The sequence below is a fragment of the Pseudomonas sp. E315 genome (assembly GCF_055406205.1).
Genome location: NZ_JBUZPJ010000012.1, coordinates 108,211 through 127,380, shown reverse-complemented (window position 1 = coordinate 127,380; position 19,170 = coordinate 108,211). Strand labels below are relative to the sequence as shown.

Here is a 19,170-nt window from a genome sequence, read left to right as displayed (position 1 = left end):
GGTCACACTGATGGGCGCTGTTACTCGGTGGGTAGTTCAACCTTGGGTTATCACGCATGTCTTTGCCCCCTCCATTCGGCGCCAATGCTGTGCGAACGGGATCAGGCATCGAGCGTTGCGATAACCGCTTGAGTTCGGCTAGTATATGTTTCGTATATATTTCATATAGAGAAACGCTGTGGGTATCGTCAAGATTTCAGAAGCCATGCACGAAAATTTGCGTGTTGCCAGCGATGCGCTTAATCGCTCTATTAATGCTCAAGCTGAGCACTGGATGCGCATAGGAATGCTCACGGAACTGTATCCAAACCTGGATCACAGCCAGATCAGCCGTTTTCTGATTCGTGCAGAACTGGCGGGCGGTATGGATTTGGCGACACTGTGCGCCCTAGCCGATGCGCCAGCAGGTCAGGCAACAGCAGGAGTCAAGTCATGAGAGCGCATATTCCAATCAACACCCCAGCCCAAATAGCCATGTCCCGTGTAGCGGCTCAGTTGGCTGCCGAAGTGCTGGCGATGCTTGTCCCGTACGTCAAAGCGGGCGTCACCACTGACGAGCTTGACCAGCGGTGTAACGACTACATTGTTAATGTGCAAAAAGCCATTCCAGCCAATGTCGGCTATCACGGGTTCCCGAAAACCGTATGCGCGTCTGTTAACGAAGTGGTTTGCCACGGCATACCTTCGGGCAGAGTGCTAAAGGATGGCGATATCGTGAATCTGGACATTGCTGTCATCAAGGATGGGTGGTTCGGTGATACCAGTCGCATGTACTGCGTAGGGGAGCCCAGCCCGTCTGCCAGTCATTTGATCAAAACCACCTATGACGCCATGTGTGCGGGCATTGCGGTGGTTCGTCCCGGCGCAACTTTGGGTGATATTGGTCATGCTATCCAGCGAGTGGCCGAAGCCGAAGGGTTCAGTGTTGTGCGTGAGTATTGCGGCCACGGCATTGGCAAGGTCTACCATGATGAGCCCCAAGTGCTGCATTACGGCTATCCCGGGCAGGGATTGAAACTCAAAACCGGCATGATTTTCACCATCGAGCCCATGCTTAATGCTGGCAAACGCCATGTGAAAACCTTGGCCGACCGATGGACAGTGGTGACTTCAGACCACTCACTGTCGGCTCAATGGGAGCACATGGTGGCGGTTACGGATGATGGGTTTGAGGTGCTCACTGCCTGGCCTGACAAACAAACGGGCACCTTTTGACGTGTGGCAAGTGCGTTATGAGTAAAGAGTGCTTAACTGCCTGAGTGAATTCTGGGCTGCCCGCTAAGGAACAGGGTTGGCAGCCGTTGCTGATTTTCCATCTGCTAAAGGAAAGGCATCATGAAAGCGCTCACCTATCAAGGGCCCGGCAAAAAATCCTGGAGTGATATTCCCACGCCAGAGATAGATAAACCTACCGACGCGATCGTTCGCATTGTGCACACCACCATCTGCGGCACAGACTTGCACATCCTCAAAGGGGATGTTCCGCAGGTCACGCCCGGACGAGTGTTAGGCCATGAAGGGGTTGGAGTCATTGAGGCCGTAGGTTCGGCAGTGCGTAATTTCAAGCCGGGCGATCATGTGTTGATTTCCTGCATCACATCGTGCGGCAGCTGCGCTAACTGCCGACGTCAGATGTACTCTCATTGCGCTGATGGTGGCTGGATACTCGGGCACATGATCGACGGCACCCAGGCAGAATACGTGCGCATCCCCCACGCCGATAACAGCCTCTACCCGGTGCCTGCGGGGGCAGACGAAGAAGCATTGGTCATGTTGAGCGATATTTTGCCGACTGGCTTTGAGATCGGCGTGCTTGCCGGCAACGTTAAGCCGGGTGACAGCGTGGTTATTGTCGGCGCTGGGCCCGTGGGCATGGCGGCCTTATTGACGGCCCAGTTCTATTCGCCGGCCATGTTGATAGTGGTCGATGGCGACACCAATCGCCTTGAAGTTGCGCAACGTTTTGGCGCAACTCATGTGATTGATATCAATACACAAAACGCAGTGAGCAGAATTTTTGAACTCACGGATGGCGTCGGCGTGGACGTTGCGATTGAGGCGGTGGGTATTCCGGCTTCGTTTGATACCTGTCAATCAGTGATTGCCCCAGGCGGGCATATAGCCAACGTGGGAGTGCATGGTAAGAGCGTGGAGTTACACCTGGAAAAGTTGTGGATTCAGAACGTTAATATCTCGACAGGGCTGGTTAATACCAATACCACGCCGATGCTGCTGAAAACGCTGCAAGCCGGGAAGATCGAGGCGGGCAAGTTAATTACTCACCGCTTTGCGTTGAACGATATTCTCAAGGCTTATGAAGTATTCAGCCATGCCGCAGAAGAGAAGGCCATGAAAGTTATTCTTACTCAATAACGCACTGTTAAGCGGTGGGCTTTTATGAACGTTAGTGCTTAGGTGCTGACGAGGCTAAGTGTGGTTTTTATTTAAACCTGTTATTGGCGATTTATTGAAGTTTAAGATTGGATGTTCGAAATGTAATAGATCTGTTTTTTTGACAGAAATCCCATCGGCAACTAGGGTCTTTGGCGGCAATGCCAAGTAACTGACTTTTTGATAATAGGGAAATGTTCATATGAAAAAGCACATTCTGATAGTGGGTGCGGTTGGTCTGGCTGCGCTGTCAACACTGGCGCAAGCGGCAGATACCAAGCAGCCTGTTTCGAAATGGACTTGCGAAGATTTTCTGGCCGTTGACGAAAGCTTCAGACCGACAGCCGTCGGCTTGGGTGAAGCTGTGAACAAGACTGGCAAAGTTGAGGATGCCGTGCTGGATGTAGCCGGTGTTGAAAAAATCACGCCGCTGATTATCACTGCGTGTGAAAAGGATCAAAAAACCAGCTTCGTGCAAAAGCTCAAAGAAGAATGGGCCAAGGTCAAGAAAGACGTGTAACCCCCTCAAGCCTGTACTTCCCGTGAGTACAGGCTGCTTTTTGTCAGTGGGTTGAATTTCTGGCCCCATCCCCCCTCTACATAAAAACAGGCGCATGCCTCAAGCCTGAGGGACGTAGTAAGCTGCGTCGTTTTTAGTTATCAGTGGCGGGGTACAACCATGTTGATCAAATCATTAGCTGAGCTTGACCGTATTCGTGATGAGTGCAAGTCAATGGTCACAAAGCGTTCTGCTGTGTCTGCTGGAGCGGCAGTTATTCCGCTGCCTGGGCTCGACATCGGGACTGATGTGGCACTGCTTGTTGAAATGCTGCCGGCCATCAACAGCAAATTTGGTTTGACCCCACAGCAGATCGAACAGATGGACACACGCTCTAAGCGTTTGATTGTGGTAGCAGTCACCAGCATTGGCAGCGAAGTCATTGGCAAATTTGTCAGTCGCACCATGGTGATGTCGCTGTTACGCAAAATGGGCACTAAGGTTGCGACCAAGTCCGTCACCCGTTTTATACCGATTGTTGGGCAGGCCGTGGCCGCCACCATTAGCTTCGGTGTCATGAAAATGGTGGGTAACGGTCATATCGAAGACTGCTATCAAGTGTGTCGGCAGGCGTTGCTCGAAGAGGACCGGCGGGCAACTGTTATCGAAATTGCCCCCGAACCTGACGTTCACTAAAGCCTACCAACTGACCCGCAAACCCAAGGAGCCGCTGATGGCCTCCTGATTTCGACTGTCCAGGTTGGCGCTGTAATCGGTACTTGCATAAACGCTGACGCTGGAACTGAGGCGTGCAACCACGCCGACCCCAACATCCATAGTGCTGGCGCTGTGGTCTGTTTTTGTGGCTTGCACCCCGTCGTAAGTGGTTGCGTCACGGCCTCCAAAACTACGCCAGAGGTTGGTGCGCACGTAGGGGGCTACCGGCACCTTGCCCACTTGATATGCCCCATTCAAACGAGCGCCAACGCGACCTTTCAAATAGTCTTGTGTGTCAAATCCAACCGCTGAAATGCCATCGCTGGCACTGTCCATCGAAACGTGCTGGCCGATGATTTGCGCTTGAGGCTCAATTTGCCAGCGGGATGAAACTGCAATGGGGTAGCCCGCTTCGACTGACACGCTGGTGGCATGGCCATCCAGATCAAGTTTTACGCCACGCTCTGAGCGACTGCGCCCGTCATAACGCGTGCCCATTGCCACGACATCAATGTAGGCCTGTTGCGGGCTGATCAAGGTCCAATAAGCGCCAAGGCTGTCGCCATCGAGCCGAATGTCCCCGGCTTTATTGTTTTGAAAGCCCAGATTGAAGCCTTTGACGCCGCCATCCAGTCGTGCATGGCTGACGAATAGCCCCACGCGTTGACGATAGCCATTGTCATGGGTGTAGCCAAAAAGGTCGTGGCCTATCTGGTAGCCATTGATTGAGCCATCAAAACTTGGCGCAACCGTACCAGACCAACTTTGCCGGGTTTGGCTGCCAAAAGCCCGAACCCATCCGGCGGGAATGGCTCCATTTTCACTCAACAAACTCTGGTCTCCTTGGCGCTCATGAAACGTACCGAGAGTTGTTTGAGCCAAGAGCGCTGCTGCCGGTGGAACCACCGCGTATAACGGTACTTCTTGGCGATACAACGTGATGCTTTGACCTGGCGCTGCAACCGGCAACGTCGGCGTGCCAACCGCGGGCACAGGGGGCGGTATGACTGGAGGCTGAACAGGTGGCGTCACCGGTGGCTCGCCTGGTTCAACCGGCACCACCACGGGCGGCACCGCTGCGGGCGCGGCCACGACGGCGGAGCGCAAATACCAACTGTTTTCAGAGCCTGCTGTCACACCACCCTTGAATAGATAGTACTGATAAGCGCCTGCTGACAGTGGCTGACCTAAAGTGAACGCCGTAGCACTGCTGCTGGCGCCCAGATTGGCCTCGACGACCTGAATACCGTTTTGCGTGGTAATCGCACCTGTGCCGCCCAGGTTGCTGACGTTGAGGGTCGTGGTTCCCGAGAGAGTCCCAGTCGAAACAACCAGACGATCAGAGGGGGCATCATCACCGGCCAATACGCTTTGTACGTTAAGACGAGCACCGTTGCCCGTATAGTCGCCAACGATAGTGAGCCGATCATTGGTTGAGGCGCCACTGGAGGTCAGGTCAATTAAGCCAGCATTGTTGACGCTCGCTTTTTGCCCCGCCGTAAATGCTGAAATCACGCCTTGGGTTGAGTTCAGGCCACTGGTGGCGTCAATGCTTAAGCTACCTGTGCCGCTGACACTGTCGCCCAGTATCAGTGAGTCATTTAAGGTAAGGCTTGAGCCTTGGGTCAGTGCGACACTTTCCCAGTTGATGTAGCGCGCACCGTTTTGTGGGCTGCTGCCCTCAAAGGTCAAGCTGTCAACGCCTGTTCCACCGTCGATTTGTGGGGTAGACGAGAGCACGCTTTCTGTCAGATTGGCGAGCAGCGCTGTGTCATTGCCATCGGCCATCAATACCGCACCTTTGACAGTGCCTGCATCCCGCCAGACAAATGTGTCATTCCCGACACTCATCAGCACTTGCCCCCCGACTGTGCCTCCAGTGATGGTGACCGAATCATCGCCACCGCTGACGCTGATATTTGCACCGATACTGCCACCGGAAAGGATGATGGTGTCTTTGCCGAACGCGGTGACTAAGTTGCCAATGATCTCCCCGCCGGACATATCAAAAATGTTGTTATCCAGCTTCATGTTGACGCGACCAATGCTGCCCCCCGTCATTTTTGCGACATCGCCATCCTCAAAAGCCCCAACAATTTTGCCGCCGGTCATCAGGAATGTATCGCGACCATCCCCTTGGGCCAGCGATTGAATTTGCCCGCCGGACATGACGAAATCGTCGATACCAGTACCTTGGTCGACGGCGCCGGTAATAAGCCCCGCACTGATATTGATGCTATCCGTACCAGAGCCGAATGTGACGGGGCCATTGATGCTGCCTGTACTGGCGGCCGGTAACGTAAGGCTATTGTTACCCAGCACATCAATCAGTGAGGGGGCGCTGCCACTGTCACACACATAATTATCATTGCCAGCCGTTGGACTAAAAGTGCAGGCGGCCTGGGCGCTTTGCAGTGCAAGGCTTAAAAGTGAAAAAGCAAATACGTGGCTTTTATTAATAGTTAGCATGGTTCAAATCCTGAAAGTGGATCAGAGAGCCATCACTGCACACCCTTTGTTTTTAGTGCTCATGGGTGGATGGTTATAAACGGGTTATAACGATAAACAGCGAGACGTGAAACCTGTTAGATCTATCAGCTTGTTCAAGCTATTTATCAGGCGCTTACTAAGCATTTATCCGCAACAGGCCTGTACCAAGCATGCAAGGATGTTTTTTTTGATGAAAAACGAACCTGTTAGATGGCGCGCCCTCAAAGGCTTAGAAGATGTGGAATCGGAGGGCATCATGATCAAGACCCAAAGCTGCGTATTCTGTTTGATTGTCATGAGCGTATTTGCTTCGCAGGCTCAGGCCCAAATCTCGATGGGCAAACTAGCGCCTCTGGAATTGGCGCAAAACACACAGATGCAAAGAGCAGTTCCTGCCGACAACACGATTCGACGTATAAACCCAAATAGCCGTCAAGGCTCTATATCGAGCACGCCGCCAGTACGCGGGCCATCAACCCTGCCAACGTTCAAAATGCCTACCATCGAAAATGGCGAAGTGGGTAACGGTTACCCGCGGCCTTCTTCCACACCGCAAACCCTTAGACCCACTGCGCCGTCGTTGCAGCGGGGAACTCAACGCTAGGGGCTGAAATAAGGACTGTTTATGTTACGTAAAACCTTGCTCGCTACGTTGTGTGCCACTGCCACTGCCACTGCCACTGCCACTGCCATGTTGAATGTGACTTTGACTGCCTGCGCAAGCGATGCGCAATCATCAGAGTCTGAACAAGGTGTTGTGACTGCAACCTCAGTAGTGGAAGGCCTCAGTCATCCTTGGGCGTTAGCATTTCTACCGAACAAACAAGGGATATTGGTCACGGAGCGTGCAGGAAATCTTCGCGTTGTAAGCCCTGAGGGCAAACTTTCTGCACCCCTTTCGGGTGTGCCTCAGGTTTGGAATAAAGGGCAGGGCGGCTTGCTTGATGTCGTGCTGTCCCCAGACTTCTATCAAGATCGGCTTGTGTATGTGTCTTACGCTGAAGGCGATGGAGAGGGGGATAAGGCCGCAACTGCCGTTGGATGAGGGCGTTTGTCGGCTGATTTAACCAAGCTGAGCGATTTTGAGGTGATCTTCCGTCAGCAACCTAAGCTATCGACGGGCAACCACTTTGGTTCGCGTCTGGTCTTTGACCAAAAGGGGTATCTGTTTATTGCCCTTGGCGAAAATAACCAGCGTGCAACGGCCCAGGATCTGGACAAACTGCAAGGTAAGGTCGTGCGGATTTTCCCTGATGGACGCATTCCAGACGACAACCCATTTGTCGGTGCGCAAGGGGTAAAACCCGAAATCTGGTCGTTTGGTCATCGTAACCAGCAAGGTGCGGCATTGAATCCGTGGACAGGCGCTTTATGGACTCACGAGCACGGGCCCAAGGGTGGAGATGAAATCAATGTGATTGAGCGTGGTAAAAACTACGGCTGGCCGCTGGCAACCCATGGCATCGACTATTCATCACAACCCATTCCTGAGGCCAAAGGTAAGCACGTTGAAGGCACTGAGGGGCCGCATCACGTTTGGGAGAAATCGCCTGGTATCACTGGCATGGCGTTCTACAACAGCGATCGTTTCAAGCCGTGGCAGCACAGCGTTTTTATCGGGTCGCTGGTTGATAAAAATGTGATTCGACTGCAACTCGATGGCGACAAAGTGATACACGAAGAACGCCTGTTGGGTGAGTTGAATTCGCGTATCCGCGATGTGCGCCAAGGCCCGGATGGGTACCTGTACGTGCTGACCGATGAGGACAGTGCCGGGTTATACCGTGTTGGGCTGCAATAGATCAGTGAATCAAACGAGGGTCAGGTGGTGGCCTGGCTATCGTGTTCGAATCAACGTGGTGGTGTGTTTTTGGCGTCACGCACGCCACGCACCACCAAATACAGCAAAGGGCCCATTGAGACAAACAGCGCTGTGATCAACCAATAAGGCACTACGCTGAGTAGTGTTTGGCCACGGCTGCGCGCATCTTTGTACATCCAGATACACGCCAGTGCGCCCAACACGTAGAGATCAATCACGACCTGAGCCGTGTCAGGCTGTGACATCAAGCGGATACCGAAGTCGAGCAACGGCTCTTGGGCCTGGAGCATCACACTGAAGGTGTAAGCCGCAAAGGCGATCAGTACAAGCAGAGGCAGGGCGATACGCGTCAATGTGAACACTCCTTGTTTTGGACAGCTGTATCTAAATGGGCCACGACCTCAAGGCCGTGGCCCAACGCTGAGTTACTCAGTAACCGCTTGCTTGACTTGTTTGGACGCTGACCAGATGCGATAGCGCACTTCGATGTCCTTAGGGACGTAAATCACGATGGGCAGCTTGCTGTTGTAACGCAGCATGAAACCATCGCCGACCACGGGCACAAATTCGGGATGGGTTTTACCGCCAGGGCAGGCCATTAGCGTGCTCATCGGGCCGCTGACTTTATTGAGGCGGTACATCGGATAGCCCCAACCTTGTAGGGTTTTTTCTTCCAGCTTGCCGCCTAAACGTTGCTTGTTGCAGTCAACTTGCAGGGTTTTGCCCGCAAGGATTTGCACCTTGTAATCGTCTTCGTTTTTTTGCTTGGGCAAGTGAATGACTTGGCGGGTAAAACCGTTTTCGGCTTTTGGGTAGGGCGCTACATCTTCCAGTTTGTTGCCGGCGTTAGCCACGCTGCATAGCGTGCTCATGGAGAACAATAAGGCCGCGCCGATGACGAGTGGTTTCATGCTGCTTCCTTGTTAAGAACGAAATAAGTGTGCGCTTGGATCGAGGAACTGCAAATAAGTGCCGCAGTTTTGCCATGAGTGAGTGTTCGATGCAAATTTACTCGGGTGATTGTGATCAAGAATCGGCGGGTGAAGAATAAAAACGCGTTGTTGGGATAGATTGCTTCTCGCCAGTGTCGAAGTGCCAGTAAACTGCGTTTTTCTTCAGTACCATCCTTTTCAGAGGTTTTGCATGACACTCAGTCCTCTTGCGGGCAAGCCGGCTCCAGCTCAATTGCTGGTCGATATTCCGCGACTGGTGACCGCTTATTACACCGGTCGGCCCGATGCAGCGATTGCTACCCAGCGGGTTGCTTTCGGTACTTCCGGGCATCGGGGCAGCTCATTTGAGTTGAGCTTCAACGAGTGGCATGTGCTGGCAATTAGTCAGGCCATTTGTCTGTATCGCCAGACAAAGGGGATTAATGGCCCGCTGTTTGTCGGGATCGACACACACGCTTTGTCGACCCCGGCCGGTGCCAGCGCACTGGAAGTGTTTGCTGGTAACGGTGTTGAAGCCATGATTGCTACGGGGGATGAATACACCCCGACTCCGGCGATTTCTCACGCCATTATTTGTTACAACCGTGGTCGCACCACAGGGTTGGCGGATGGCGTAGTGATTACGCCTTCGCACAACCCGCCAGAAAGTGGCGGCTTCAAATACAACCCACCCAATGGTGGCCCGGCGGATACCGATGTCACCAAGTGGATTGAGGCCAAAGCCAATGAGTTGTTGGCGGCCAAGTTGGCAGGCGTTAAACGCATCAGTTACGAGCAGGCTCTGAAAGCCGATACCACTCATCGTCACGATTACCTGAACACCTACGTAGCAGACCTGAAAAACGTGATTGATATGGACATCATTCGAGGCGCTAATCTGCGTCTGGGTGTCGATCCGTTGGGTGGCGCGGGTGTGCGCTACTGGTCAGCGATTGCTGAGCACTACCGCCTGAATCTGGAAGTGGTTAATACCTCGGTAGATCCAACCTTCCGCTTTATGTGTGTTGACTGGGATGGTCGTATCCGCATGGACCCGTCCTCCAGCTATGCCATGCAGGGGTTGATCGGGCTCAAAGAGCGTTTTGATGTTGCCTTTGCGTGTGACCCGGATCATGACCGTCACGGCATTGTTACGCCAACCGGGGGGTTGTTGGCGCCCAACAATTACTTGGCTGTTTCCATCGACTATCTGTACCAGAATCGTGCGCAATGGTGCGCAGATGCTGCTGTGGGTAAAACCGTGGTCAGCAGTGGCTTGATTGATCGGGTCAGCGCTCGCTTGAATCGCCGCCTCTATGAAGTGCCGGTGGGCTTCAAGTGGTTTGCGGATGGCTTGTTTGAAGGCTCGCTGGGGTTTGGTGGCGAAGAGAGCGCAGGCGCTTCGTTCTTACGTCGCGACGGCACAGTGTGGTCAACGGATAAGGATGGTTTGATTCCTTCACTGCTAGCAGCAGAAATGACGGCTCGAACAGGTCGGGATCCTTCGCAGCTTTACCAAGCGCTGACGGATGACTTGGGCCAGCCGTTCTCGACCCGGGTGGACGCCAAGGCGACCCCTGAGCAAAAAGCGTTGCTGGGTAAGTTGTCACCGCAGCAAGTTAAGTCGACGACGCTGGCAGGTGAGGCGATTACGCAGATTCTTAGCCATGCACCTGGCAACAATCAGCCCATTGGCGGGCTGAAGGTAATGACTGAAAACGGTTGGTTTGCCGCACGTCCTTCGGGCACTGAGGATATTTACAAAATCTACGCCGAAAGCTTTATTGGTGACGAACATCTCAAGCGTTTGGTAGCTGAAGCTCAAGTGCTAGTAGATGCAGCCATCGCCTAAAGCTGTAACAAAGCCTGACCCCGCAACAGGGTCAGGCTGATTCACGGCACATCAAGGCATCAGGCCTTGGTGCTCAGTTGCACCACTTGCTGCATCTGGTCATTACAGCGCCGCGCTTCATTCAGCATCGCTTCAAAAGGTGCGCTCATGATCTCGTCGTGGCTTAACCATGCGTGCTTTTGTGTGAGCGTGTACTGGTAGCGATACTCGTTTTTGACCTGCTTGGCACTCAAGTTCATATCAAACCAGGGCGAGCGCACTTTACAGGCGTTGATGTCGTTACCAACCTTGGCGCCAGAGAGGGTGATCTCGTAATTAACTGTCTCGGGATCAGCCAGATACAAGTCAGCCAATTGCCCTGTGCGACGGTAGTTCATTAGGCCACCCCAGCGCCCGGCCATGAAGGCTGGTTGATACACGTGCTGCCCGGAGAGGTTTTCAAGTGGGCGCACGTTAGTGAGCACGGCCTGCACCTTGTAGCGCTCAGGCACCACGAAGCCAGTTTCGTCACGCGTGATGTTGCAGTTTGAAATCTCCTTGCCGAAGTTATTGCACAGGCTCTGATTGGTCCCCGAAATGCCTGACTGTGTGTCTGCCACACTGAGCTGCATCAGGGTCATTTGGCTCATCTCAATGCTGGCTGTGGTTTGAGCCTCACCTTGTGCGTTGAAATGTTCGAATTTCTTGAGCGCCATGCTAAGCGTGGGCGGTTCTTGCGGGATGTGGTCTTGATGAACCTTGCCCTGCGGGTCGATCACCAGCGCCCAGCGATCCTGAATATCAGGCAGTGAACGCCCCGGGAAGAACACTGGGTTAGTGGGATCGAGCCACCAAACTTTGCCATTAACCTCGGCACGCACGATGGCATGATTGGGTGCGTTGGTACCCGCAAGCATCAAGTCCAGGGCCGTTGTGCCGCGACTCACCCAGGAAATTTGGGCTTTAATTGCGCTAGCGTTGAGCATGGCTGTTAGCAGTACCGCCAAGTCCTTACAGTCGCCATAACCACGCTCTTCGATCTCCGACAGGGTAAAGGGCACGTACCCACGATCACTCGCTCGCCAATCGCCCAAGTAGCGGTATTGGTCATGAATATGCTGCATCAAGCTCGACACCTGTTGCTCGACGGGCAAGCCCTTTACGCGGGCTACTGCTTGTGCGCTGGTTGCAGGCAACTTGGCAGTCACAATGTCGTTGTAACGTTGGGCCAACGTGCCGAAGTAGTCTTGAAGTTGACTGGTACTGCCCAGTTCCATACGCGGTACGCGACGAATAAAGCCGTTTTCGGCTTCATTGATGTAGTTCACGAAACGCGGTTTATTCAACTGCACGACTAACGCTTTGTTATCGGCAGATGGCGTAAAGGTGAAATCTTCCATTAACTCACTGCGCCAAATTATCGGTTTATCGGCCGTAAAGCTGCTTTTGTAGCGGTCCATACGCACAGCATTAGGCGCAAATACCATGGCGTAATGGAAGTGTTGAGTCAGGGGTTTGGCAGCAAAATGTTCACGCAGGGTGTAACTGATGAGTGTGCCGACGCGCAGGTTGGGGAAGGCCAGAGACGTTTGCTTTAAACGCAGGAATCCTTGGTCGGGGTTGGGTGCCATGCGCGTGTCAATTTGTGTTTCGGACAGTGCAACGGGCTTGCCGCCGGGCTGTGTGGACTCGGCTTTAATCACTTGCAGGGTGTCAGTTTCAGGGAAGGCGAAATCGATGCGCGAAAGCATGTCGCGACCGTTATTGCTCAAAATCGTGTAGCGATAGGTTGAGGTGCAATCGTAGCTGGTGTCTTGGTTGAAATGACATGAACTGTCGGTTTCGGCAGCTAGCGCTGCTTCTGACACGGGTTGAAGGGCCGCGAAAGACGGCAGAGTGACGATCCCCAATGTTGCGCAAATCAACGATTTGCTAAAAGAAAAGCGGTGCATGTGCGCCTCAAATTAATCCCTTAAATCAGCACCCTCCTGCGAGTTTTTGGTTTATGTAGGTCGAAGGAGGGCGCAGCAGAAGGCGCGGATGATAATCGATCTCAAGTACGGATTCTACATTGTCTGACAATTAATGAAGCTGTAATGCCCGTAATAGAGCCTTCAGCTCATTTGTCAGACTGTCTCTACGGCCTGACAGACGTCTACCCATTCCGCTTTCACCAACTCTGCCAACCGCGTAGGGCAAATGCGTACAGCTGTGTGGGTTGCACCTGCAGCGGGCATGACTTCGGCGAAGTCTTTGAGGGAAACATCGCAATACACAGGCAAGTCAGTGGCCAACCCAAATGGGCATACACCACCGACCGGATGACTGGTGAGCGCCACCACTGTGTCGGCATCAAGCATCTTGGCTTTGCTGCCAAGCGCGAGTTTGATTTTTTTGTTATCGATGCGCGCATCGCCTCGGGCCACCAAGAGCACGTTGCGATCACCGACCCGAAATGCCAGCGTTTTGGCGATCTGCCCCGGCTCAACGCCATGTGCCTGTGCGGCTAACGCGACGGTTGCAGTGCTGGTGGCCAGTTCGATGATGCTCAGGTCTGGGGCATTGGTGTTGAAGAACGCGCGTACAGATTCAAGACTCATGAGTTCGCTCGGCAAAAGCTCGAATCTAGAGAAACCGGTGGCGCACTGTCAATGCGCCATCCGGTTGCCACACCGATTAGATGTCCAGGCAGATCTTGCCGAAATGCTGGTTGGTCTCTTGATACTTGAAGGCTTCAACGATATCGCTCAGCGGGAAATGACGATCAATGATCGGGCGCATGCCATTGGCATTGATAGCGCGAATCATGTCTTGCTGCTGAGTGCGACTGCCCACCAATACGCCTTGCAGGCGCACTTGTTTGATCAGCGCGGGAACAAAGTTCATTGCGCCAGAGACACCACTCAAAATACCAATGATTGAAATGTGCCCAGCAACGCGCACTGCGATCATTGACTGCTCAAGTGTCGAAGGGCCACCCACTTCGATGATGTGATCAACACCCCGGCCGCCGGTCAGTGCGCGTGCGGTTTCGCCCCAGTTAGTGTCTTTGCGATAGTTGATAACGTGATCGGCACCCAATGCTTTGAGACGTTCCAGTTTCTCGTCGCTTGAAGACGTGGCGATGACTGTGGCACCTGCCATTTTCGCGAATTGCAGCGCAAAAATTGAAACGCCACCGGTGCCTTGAACCAACACAGTATCGCCAGGCTTCAGCGAATCATCGGCCATCAATGCACGCCAGGCAGTCAGGCCAGCAGTGGTGAGGGTCGCCGCTTCGGCGTGGCTATAACCCACAGGAGAGTGAGTGAAGGAGGTCGCTTTAGCCGTTACCTGCTCACGGGCATAACCGTCGATGCCGTCACCCGGTACAGTGACAAAACCTTCCACCAAGGGTGTGCCGTCAATCCACTCGGGGAAGAAGGTGCTGACCACGGCATCACCGACTTTAAATTCGCTGACATCAGCACCAACGGCGATTACTTCGCCAGCGCCATCGGCCATCGGAATGCGCTTCTCGGTTGGCCCCCACATGCCGCTGACCACAGCAAAGTCGTGGTAATTAAGTGAGTTGGCGTGCAAGCGAACGGTGATTTCGTCGCTGGCTGGGGCGCTCACTTCGCTGCTGCCCACGACAACATTGTGATAGCCGCCGCCAGGTTGAACGAAGATGGTTTTGGTGCTCATGGGGTGTCCTCATGTTTTTACATTGCGCGAAATAACGAAATGAATGGTTAAAAATTACAACTCGATTTTCAGCCTAGCCGCAAAGTCATCAATCGCCTGCTCGTTGCGTCGATAGTAAGTCCACTTGCCAATGCGTGTTGTCAGTACGAAACCTGCACGTTGCAAGATGGCCAAATGGGCTGATGCGGTAGACGGCGACAACCCGGCCTTGTGCTGTAAATGCGTCACGCACACACCAATCGCAGGATCACCATGATCCTGGGGCGGAAAATTACTGAGCGGGTCTTTGAGCCACTCCATCATTTGCATGCGAGTGTCATTACCCAAGGCTTTGAGCTGTTCAAGAATCATGGGGCGGCATGTTACGCTTTTTTACGAAATGATCAACTGGCCGTTTTTGCTCCGTTTTGTAGCCGCGACAACGGACCACAGGCGTCCGGATATTTTGCAATTGAAGTATCAATCCTGTATTTGTTGCCCCCGCTGAGCCTTGGTCGAGGCTCGTCTGCTTATGACGTTTGTTTTATGAACCTGCCCATCAGGAACCATGATGCCTAACCAGTTCCCCTCCGTTCGTCCTCGCCGCTTACGCCGCACTCAAACCCTGCGTGACCTGTTCCAGGAGACCGAATTCAGCCTCAACGATCTGGTGCTGCCGATTTTTGTTGAAGAAGAAATTGATGATTTCGTGCCGATCACCAGCATGCCCGGCGTGATGCGTATTCCTGAGTCGAAACTGGCGGGCGAGATTGAACGTTATGCCCGCGCAGGTATTAAGTCGGTGATGGCCTTCGGGGTGTCGCACCATTTGGATGCGACCGGTAGCGACTCATGGCGCGAAGACGGGCTGGTCTCGCGTATGGCACGTATCTGCAAAGATGCCGCGCCAGAAATGATCGTGATGAGCGACACCTGCTTTTGCGAGTACACCTCTCACGGCCATTGCGGTGTGATGCACGACCACGGGGTGGACAACGACGCAACCCTGATCAATCTGGGCAAGCAAGCCGTAGCGGCCGCAGCCGCAGGCGCAGATTTCATTTCGCCATCGGCGGCAATGGATGGCCAAGTTCAAGCGATTCGCAGTGCTCTGGACGCGGCGGGCTTTATTGACACCTCGATCATGGCGTATTCCACCAAATTTGCATCGGCGCTTTACGGCCCATTCCGCGAAGCCGGTGGTAGCGCGCTGAAGGGCGATCGCAAGTCGTACCAGATGAACCCGATGAACCGACGCGAAGCGATTCGTGAATCTCTGCTCGACGAGCAGGAAGGCGCAGACGTGCTGATGGTGAAGCCTGCCGGTGCTTATCTGGACATTATTCGTGACGTTCGCGAAGCCTCGCGTTTGCCTTTGGCGGCATATCAGGTCAGTGGCGAATACGCGATGATCAAATTCGGCGCCTTGGCGGGAGCAATCGACGAAGCCCGTGTGGTGCGCGAAAGCTTGGGTTCAATCAAACGCGCTGGGGCCGACATGATCCTCACTTACTTTGCAATGGATCTCGCCTTGCAAGGGATCTAACCTTGATCCAGTGCAGCTAAACGCTGCACTGTTGACCTCCATCAATGTCTTCTCAGGGCTTTTTGTCATATTGCTTAGGGTTAATTTTTCCTCGCGTGCGAGCAGAAGTTGGCTAAGGTCAATTAGATAAAAAGCCTGAGCGCATCCTGTCACCGTGAGGCGGGAGCGACTCTGTATCCCTGCATAGCGCACGGGTGATGAGGAGATGTATGGACGTCGGAAGAAGACAGTTCGTCAAACTTTGTACGGCCGGTGTTGCGACTGCAACCGTAGCGACACTGGGGTTTGCCCCTGGACTTGCTCAAGCAGATCCTTCGCGCCAATACAAATTGCTGCGCGCCAAAGAAACCCGCAACAACTGCACCTATTGCTCAGTGGGTTGCGGCATTTTGATGTACAGCTTGGGCGATGGGGCGAAAAACGCCAAAGCGCGCATTTTCCATATTGAAGGCGACCCGGATCATCCGGTCAGCCGCGGCTCGTTGTGCCCCAAGGGTGCCGGCCTGATTGATTTCATCTACAGCGAACAACGCCTCAAATACCCGGAATACCGAGCGCCGGGCTCCAACGAGTGGCAGCGCATCAGTTGGGACGAGGCCATCACCCGCATCACGCGGCTAATGAAAGACGACCGCGACGCCAATTTCATTGAAAAAAACGCCGCTGGCGTGACAGTTAACCGCTGGCTGACCACAGGCATGCTGTGTTCGTCTGCCGCAAGTAACGAAACCGGTTTTTTGGATCAGCGCTTCACTCGTGCGCTGGGCATGTTGGGCATCGATTGCCAAGCACGCCTGTGCCATGCCCCAACGGTGTCGGCACTGGCGCCTACGCTTGGCCGTGGCGCAATGACCAACAACTGGGTCGACATCAAGAATGCCAACGTGGTGCTGATCATGGGCGGCAACCCCGCCGAGGCGCACCCGGTCGGGTTCAAGTGGGTCATCGAAGCCAAAATCCGCAATGGCGCAAAAGTGATTGTGGTCGATCCTCGCTTTAATCGCAGTGCGGCCGTCGCCGATATCTACTCGCCCATTCGGGCCGGCTCTGACATTGCTTTTTTGATGGGCATGATCAACTACTTGATTACCCATGATCAGATCCAGCACGAATACGTGCGCGCTTACACCAACGCGCCGCTGATTGTGCGTGACAGTTACAGTTTTGATGAAGGCCTGTTTAGCGGTTTTGACCCCGAGAAGAAGCAATACGATCGCGCCGAGTGGATGTATGAGCTTGACGAAAATGGTCACGCCAAACGCGACGAAACCTACAGTCACCCACGTTGTGTCTGGAACCTGCTCAAACAGCATGTCAGTCGCTACACGCCTGAGGTTGTGACCGATATTTGCGGCACGCCTAAAGAAGATTTTTTAGAGATTTGCCGCATCATCGGCGAAACCAGTGCGCCCAACCGTACAGCGACCTTCCTCTACGCCCTTGGCTGGACGCACCACTCCAGCGGCGTGCAGATGATTCGCGGCGCCGGCATGATCCAATTGTTGCTGGGCAACATTGGTATGGCGGGCGGTGGGGTTAACGCGTTGCGCGGTCACTCCAACATTCAGGGCTACACCGATATTGGCCTGCTGTCGTTACGCTTGCCGGGCTATATGAACCTGCCCAGTGATCAACAAACGGATCTGGCGACCTATCTCAAACAAACCACGCCCAAAACATTGCTGCCAGAGCAGGTTAATTACTACCAAAACACCCCCAAGTTCTTTGTCAGCATGATGAAGACCTTTTGGGGTGATAACGCCACTGCCGACAACAGCTGGGGTTTTGACTGGCTGCCAAAGTGGGACAAAAGCTACGACGTGTTGCGTTATCTGGAAATGATGTACGACGGCCAGGTCAACGGTTACATCGCTCAGGGCTTCAACCCGATTGCGGCGTTCCCGGACAAGAACAAGGCCAGTGCAGCGCTTTCCAAGCTTAAATACTTGGTGATTATTGATCCGCTGGTGACGGAAACCTCGAGCTTCTGGAAGAACCACGGCGATCAGAACGACGTGGATCCCGCTAACATCAAGACCGAAGTCTTTCGCTTGCCGTCCTCCTGTTTTGCCGAAGAGAACGGCTCAATCGTAAACTCTGGCCGCTGGTTGCAATGGCACTGGGCGGGGGCAGCACCGCCTAACGAGGCTTGGCACGATGGCAAGATCCTCGGGCACCTGTTTGTGAAACTGCGCGAGATGTATCAACAGGAGGGCGGGGCTAACCCGGCCCCCCTGATGAATATGGCGTGGGATTACCGCGACCCGTTGGACCCGACGCCCGAAGAGGTGGCGCAAGAGGCCAATGGCTACGCCTTGCAAGACCTCAAAGACGCCCAAGGCAATATCACCGTACGTAAAGGTGAGTTGCTCAGTGACTTTTCGCAATTGCGCGATGACGGCAGCACGGCCAGCTTTAACTGGATTTTTGCGGGCTCCTGGACGCCACAAGGTAATCAGATGGCGCGGCGTGATAACGCTGACCCTTCTGGTTTGGGCAGCACCTTGGGGTGGGCGTGGGCCTGGCCACAGAATCGACGGATTCTGTACAACCGCGCCTCCGCCGACCCACAAGGCAAAGCGTGGGACCCAGAACGAAAAATCATCGAGTGGAACGGCCAGCGCTGGACCGGTATTGATGTGCCGGACTTCCCGGCGACCCTGCCTCCAAGCAGTGCAGCGAGCCCGTTCATCATGTTGCCTGAAGGTGTAGGCAGGCTTTACGCGATTGATGCGCTGGTCGACGGCCCGCTCCCGGAGCATTACGAGCCAACTGAGTCTCCGACCGGGCGTAACCCCTTGCACCAGAACATGGTTTACAACCCCACGGTGCGGATTTTCCCTTACGACCAGACACGTCTTGGTACAGCTGCCGAGTTTCCTTACGTGGCCACGACCTATTCGATTACCGAGTTGTTCCGACACTGGACCAAGCATTCGCGGATCAATGCGGTATTGCAGCCTGAGCAATTTATTGAAATCGGCGAGAACCTGGCCAAGAAAAAGGGGATTGCACAAGGGGATTGGGTCAAGGTCAGTACCAAGCGCGGTTATATCAAGGCCAAGGCGGTGGTGACTAAACGCATCAGCACCTTGTTGGTGGGGGGGCAAGAGGTCGACACCATTGGTATCCCCTGCCACTGGGGCTACGAAGGTGAAACCCGCAAAGGTTATTTGGCCAACACGCTGACACCAGCAGTGGGTGATGCGAACGCGCAAACACCGGAATACAAAGCTTTCCTCGTCAACGTTGAAAAGGCTTAAGGGAGATAGCTTA

At 53.9% G+C, this 19,170-nt stretch carries 16 protein-coding genes and 1 pseudogene; 10 read left to right on the top strand and 7 right to left on the bottom strand.

Annotated elements, in window-relative coordinates; translation table 11 throughout:
• The first annotated feature begins 178 nt into the window (after positions 1–178).
• The 5 genes from ACZRJQ_RS16980 (at position 179) to ACZRJQ_RS16960 (ending at position 3,586) form a co-directional block, all read left to right on the top strand.
• Positions 179–436 (top strand): ParD-like family protein, encoded by a 258-nt coding sequence (locus ACZRJQ_RS16980; RefSeq protein WP_463979480.1) that lies wholly within the window; start codon positions 179–181, stop codon positions 434–436.
• Entirely contained in the window at positions 433–1,215 is a 783-nt protein-coding gene (map, locus tag ACZRJQ_RS16975) for a type I methionyl aminopeptidase (RefSeq protein WP_463979479.1), read from the top strand. Before ACZRJQ_RS16980 ends, map begins: the two co-directional genes overlap by 4 nt.
• A 120-nt stretch (positions 1,216–1,335) precedes the next feature.
• Entirely contained in the window at positions 1,336–2,373 is a 1,038-nt protein-coding gene (locus ACZRJQ_RS16970; RefSeq protein ID WP_463979478.1) for a zinc-dependent alcohol dehydrogenase family protein, read from the top strand.
• Between the two features lie 220 nt (positions 2,374–2,593).
• The gene (gene hdeA, locus ACZRJQ_RS16965; protein ID WP_463979477.1) at positions 2,594–2,911 is read left to right on the top strand and encodes an acid-activated periplasmic chaperone HdeA; all 318 of its coding nucleotides are present in this window, start codon (positions 2,594–2,596) and stop codon (positions 2,909–2,911) included.
• A 159-nt stretch (positions 2,912–3,070) separates the two neighbouring features.
• Positions 3,071–3,586, top strand: coding sequence for a hypothetical protein (locus ACZRJQ_RS16960; RefSeq protein WP_463979476.1), 516 nt, complete (start codon positions 3,071–3,073; stop codon positions 3,584–3,586).
• Between the two features lie 3 nt (positions 3,587–3,589).
• On the opposite strand, the gene ACZRJQ_RS16955 is transcribed toward ACZRJQ_RS16960, so the two are convergent.
• The gene (locus ACZRJQ_RS16955; RefSeq protein WP_463979475.1) at positions 3,590–6,076 is read right to left on the bottom strand and encodes an autotransporter family protein; all 2,487 of its coding nucleotides are present in this window, start codon (positions 6,074–6,076) and stop codon (positions 3,590–3,592) included.
• A gap of 277 nt (positions 6,077–6,353) precedes the next feature.
• Here ACZRJQ_RS16955 and ACZRJQ_RS16950 point away from each other — a divergent pair, with 277 nt between their 5' ends.
• Complete coding sequence (locus ACZRJQ_RS16950; RefSeq protein WP_463979474.1) at positions 6,354–6,701, top strand: hypothetical protein; 348 nt, start codon at positions 6,354–6,356, stop codon at positions 6,699–6,701.
• A 21-nt stretch (positions 6,702–6,722) separates the two neighbouring features.
• Positions 6,723–7,898 (top strand): annotated as a pseudogene (locus ACZRJQ_RS16945) (PQQ-dependent sugar dehydrogenase).
• A 50-nt stretch (positions 7,899–7,948) separates the two neighbouring features.
• Here the strand turns inward: ACZRJQ_RS16945 and ACZRJQ_RS16940 are convergent.
• Positions 7,949–8,272, bottom strand: a complete 324-nt coding sequence (locus ACZRJQ_RS16940) for a DUF2834 domain-containing protein (RefSeq protein WP_463979473.1) — start codon at positions 8,270–8,272, stop codon at positions 7,949–7,951.
• Positions 8,273–8,344: 72 nt separating this feature from the next.
• Positions 8,345–8,830: a serine protease inhibitor ecotin gene (gene eco / locus ACZRJQ_RS16935; protein WP_463979472.1), complete on the bottom strand. Its 486-nt coding sequence runs from the start codon at positions 8,828–8,830 to the stop codon at positions 8,345–8,347.
• A 232-nt stretch (positions 8,831–9,062) separates the two neighbouring features.
• On the opposite strand from eco, the gene pgm reads away from it, so the two are divergent.
• The gene (gene pgm / locus ACZRJQ_RS16930; protein WP_463979471.1) at positions 9,063–10,703 is read left to right on the top strand and encodes a phosphoglucomutase (alpha-D-glucose-1,6-bisphosphate-dependent); all 1,641 of its coding nucleotides are present in this window, start codon (positions 9,063–9,065) and stop codon (positions 10,701–10,703) included.
• Positions 10,704–10,762: 59 nt separating this feature from the next.
• Here pgm and ACZRJQ_RS16925 read toward each other — a convergent pair whose 3' ends face one another.
• From ACZRJQ_RS16925 to ACZRJQ_RS16910, 4 genes are all read right to left on the bottom strand, one after another.
• Positions 10,763–12,634 (bottom strand): DUF3857 domain-containing transglutaminase family protein, encoded by a 1,872-nt coding sequence (locus tag ACZRJQ_RS16925; RefSeq protein ID WP_463979470.1) that lies wholly within the window; start codon positions 12,632–12,634, stop codon positions 10,763–10,765.
• Positions 12,635–12,808: 174 nt separating this feature from the next.
• Positions 12,809–13,282: a YbaK/EbsC family protein gene (locus ACZRJQ_RS16920; protein ID WP_463979469.1), complete on the bottom strand. Its 474-nt coding sequence runs from the start codon at positions 13,280–13,282 to the stop codon at positions 12,809–12,811.
• Between the two features lie 76 nt (positions 13,283–13,358).
• Positions 13,359–14,369, bottom strand: a complete 1,011-nt coding sequence (locus tag ACZRJQ_RS16915) for a zinc-dependent alcohol dehydrogenase family protein (RefSeq protein ID WP_463979468.1) — start codon at positions 14,367–14,369, stop codon at positions 13,359–13,361.
• 54 nt (positions 14,370–14,423) lie between these two features.
• Complete coding sequence (locus ACZRJQ_RS16910) at positions 14,424–14,720, bottom strand: ArsR/SmtB family transcription factor (RefSeq protein ID WP_019822791.1); 297 nt, start codon at positions 14,718–14,720, stop codon at positions 14,424–14,426.
• Between the two features lie 199 nt (positions 14,721–14,919).
• Between ACZRJQ_RS16910 and hemB the strand changes: the two genes are divergently transcribed.
• Both hemB and fdnG read left to right on the top strand, forming a co-directional pair.
• Complete coding sequence (hemB, locus tag ACZRJQ_RS16905; RefSeq protein WP_463979467.1) at positions 14,920–15,894, top strand: porphobilinogen synthase; 975 nt, start codon at positions 14,920–14,922, stop codon at positions 15,892–15,894.
• Positions 15,895–16,103: 209 nt separating this feature from the next.
• Positions 16,104–19,157: a formate dehydrogenase-N subunit alpha gene (fdnG, locus tag ACZRJQ_RS16900; protein ID WP_463979466.1), complete on the top strand. Its 3,054-nt coding sequence runs from the start codon at positions 16,104–16,106 to the stop codon at positions 19,155–19,157.
• The last annotated feature ends 13 nt before the right edge of the window (positions 19,158–19,170 follow it).

Coding starts and splice junctions, on each gene's coding strand:
- map (WP_463979479.1), top strand. CDS start 433: ATGAGAGCGCATATTCCAATCAACACCCCAGCCCAAATAGCCATGTCC.
- ACZRJQ_RS16970 (WP_463979478.1), top strand. CDS start 1,336: ATGAAAGCGCTCACCTATCAAGGGCCCGGCAAAAAATCCTGGAGTGAT.
- hdeA (WP_463979477.1), top strand. CDS start 2,594: ATGAAAAAGCACATTCTGATAGTGGGTGCGGTTGGTCTGGCTGCGCTG.
- ACZRJQ_RS16960 (WP_463979476.1), top strand. CDS start 3,071: ATGTTGATCAAATCATTAGCTGAGCTTGACCGTATTCGTGATGAGTGC.
- ACZRJQ_RS16955 (WP_463979475.1), bottom strand. CDS start 6,076: ATGCTAACTATTAATAAAAGCCACGTATTTGCTTTTTCACTTTTAAGC.
- ACZRJQ_RS16950 (WP_463979474.1), top strand. CDS start 6,354: ATGATCAAGACCCAAAGCTGCGTATTCTGTTTGATTGTCATGAGCGTA.
- eco (WP_463979472.1), bottom strand. CDS start 8,830: ATGAAACCACTCGTCATCGGCGCGGCCTTATTGTTCTCCATGAGCACG.
- pgm (WP_463979471.1), top strand. CDS start 9,063: ATGACACTCAGTCCTCTTGCGGGCAAGCCGGCTCCAGCTCAATTGCTG.
- ACZRJQ_RS16925 (WP_463979470.1), bottom strand. CDS start 12,634: ATGCACCGCTTTTCTTTTAGCAAATCGTTGATTTGCGCAACATTGGGG.
- ACZRJQ_RS16920 (WP_463979469.1), bottom strand. CDS start 13,282: ATGAGTCTTGAATCTGTACGCGCGTTCTTCAACACCAATGCCCCAGAC.
- ACZRJQ_RS16915 (WP_463979468.1), bottom strand. CDS start 14,369: ATGAGCACCAAAACCATCTTCGTTCAACCTGGCGGCGGCTATCACAAT.
- ACZRJQ_RS16910 (WP_019822791.1), bottom strand. CDS start 14,720: ATGATTCTTGAACAGCTCAAAGCCTTGGGTAATGACACTCGCATGCAA.
- hemB (WP_463979467.1), top strand. CDS start 14,920: ATGCCTAACCAGTTCCCCTCCGTTCGTCCTCGCCGCTTACGCCGCACT.
- fdnG (WP_463979466.1), top strand. CDS start 16,104: ATGGACGTCGGAAGAAGACAGTTCGTCAAACTTTGTACGGCCGGTGTT.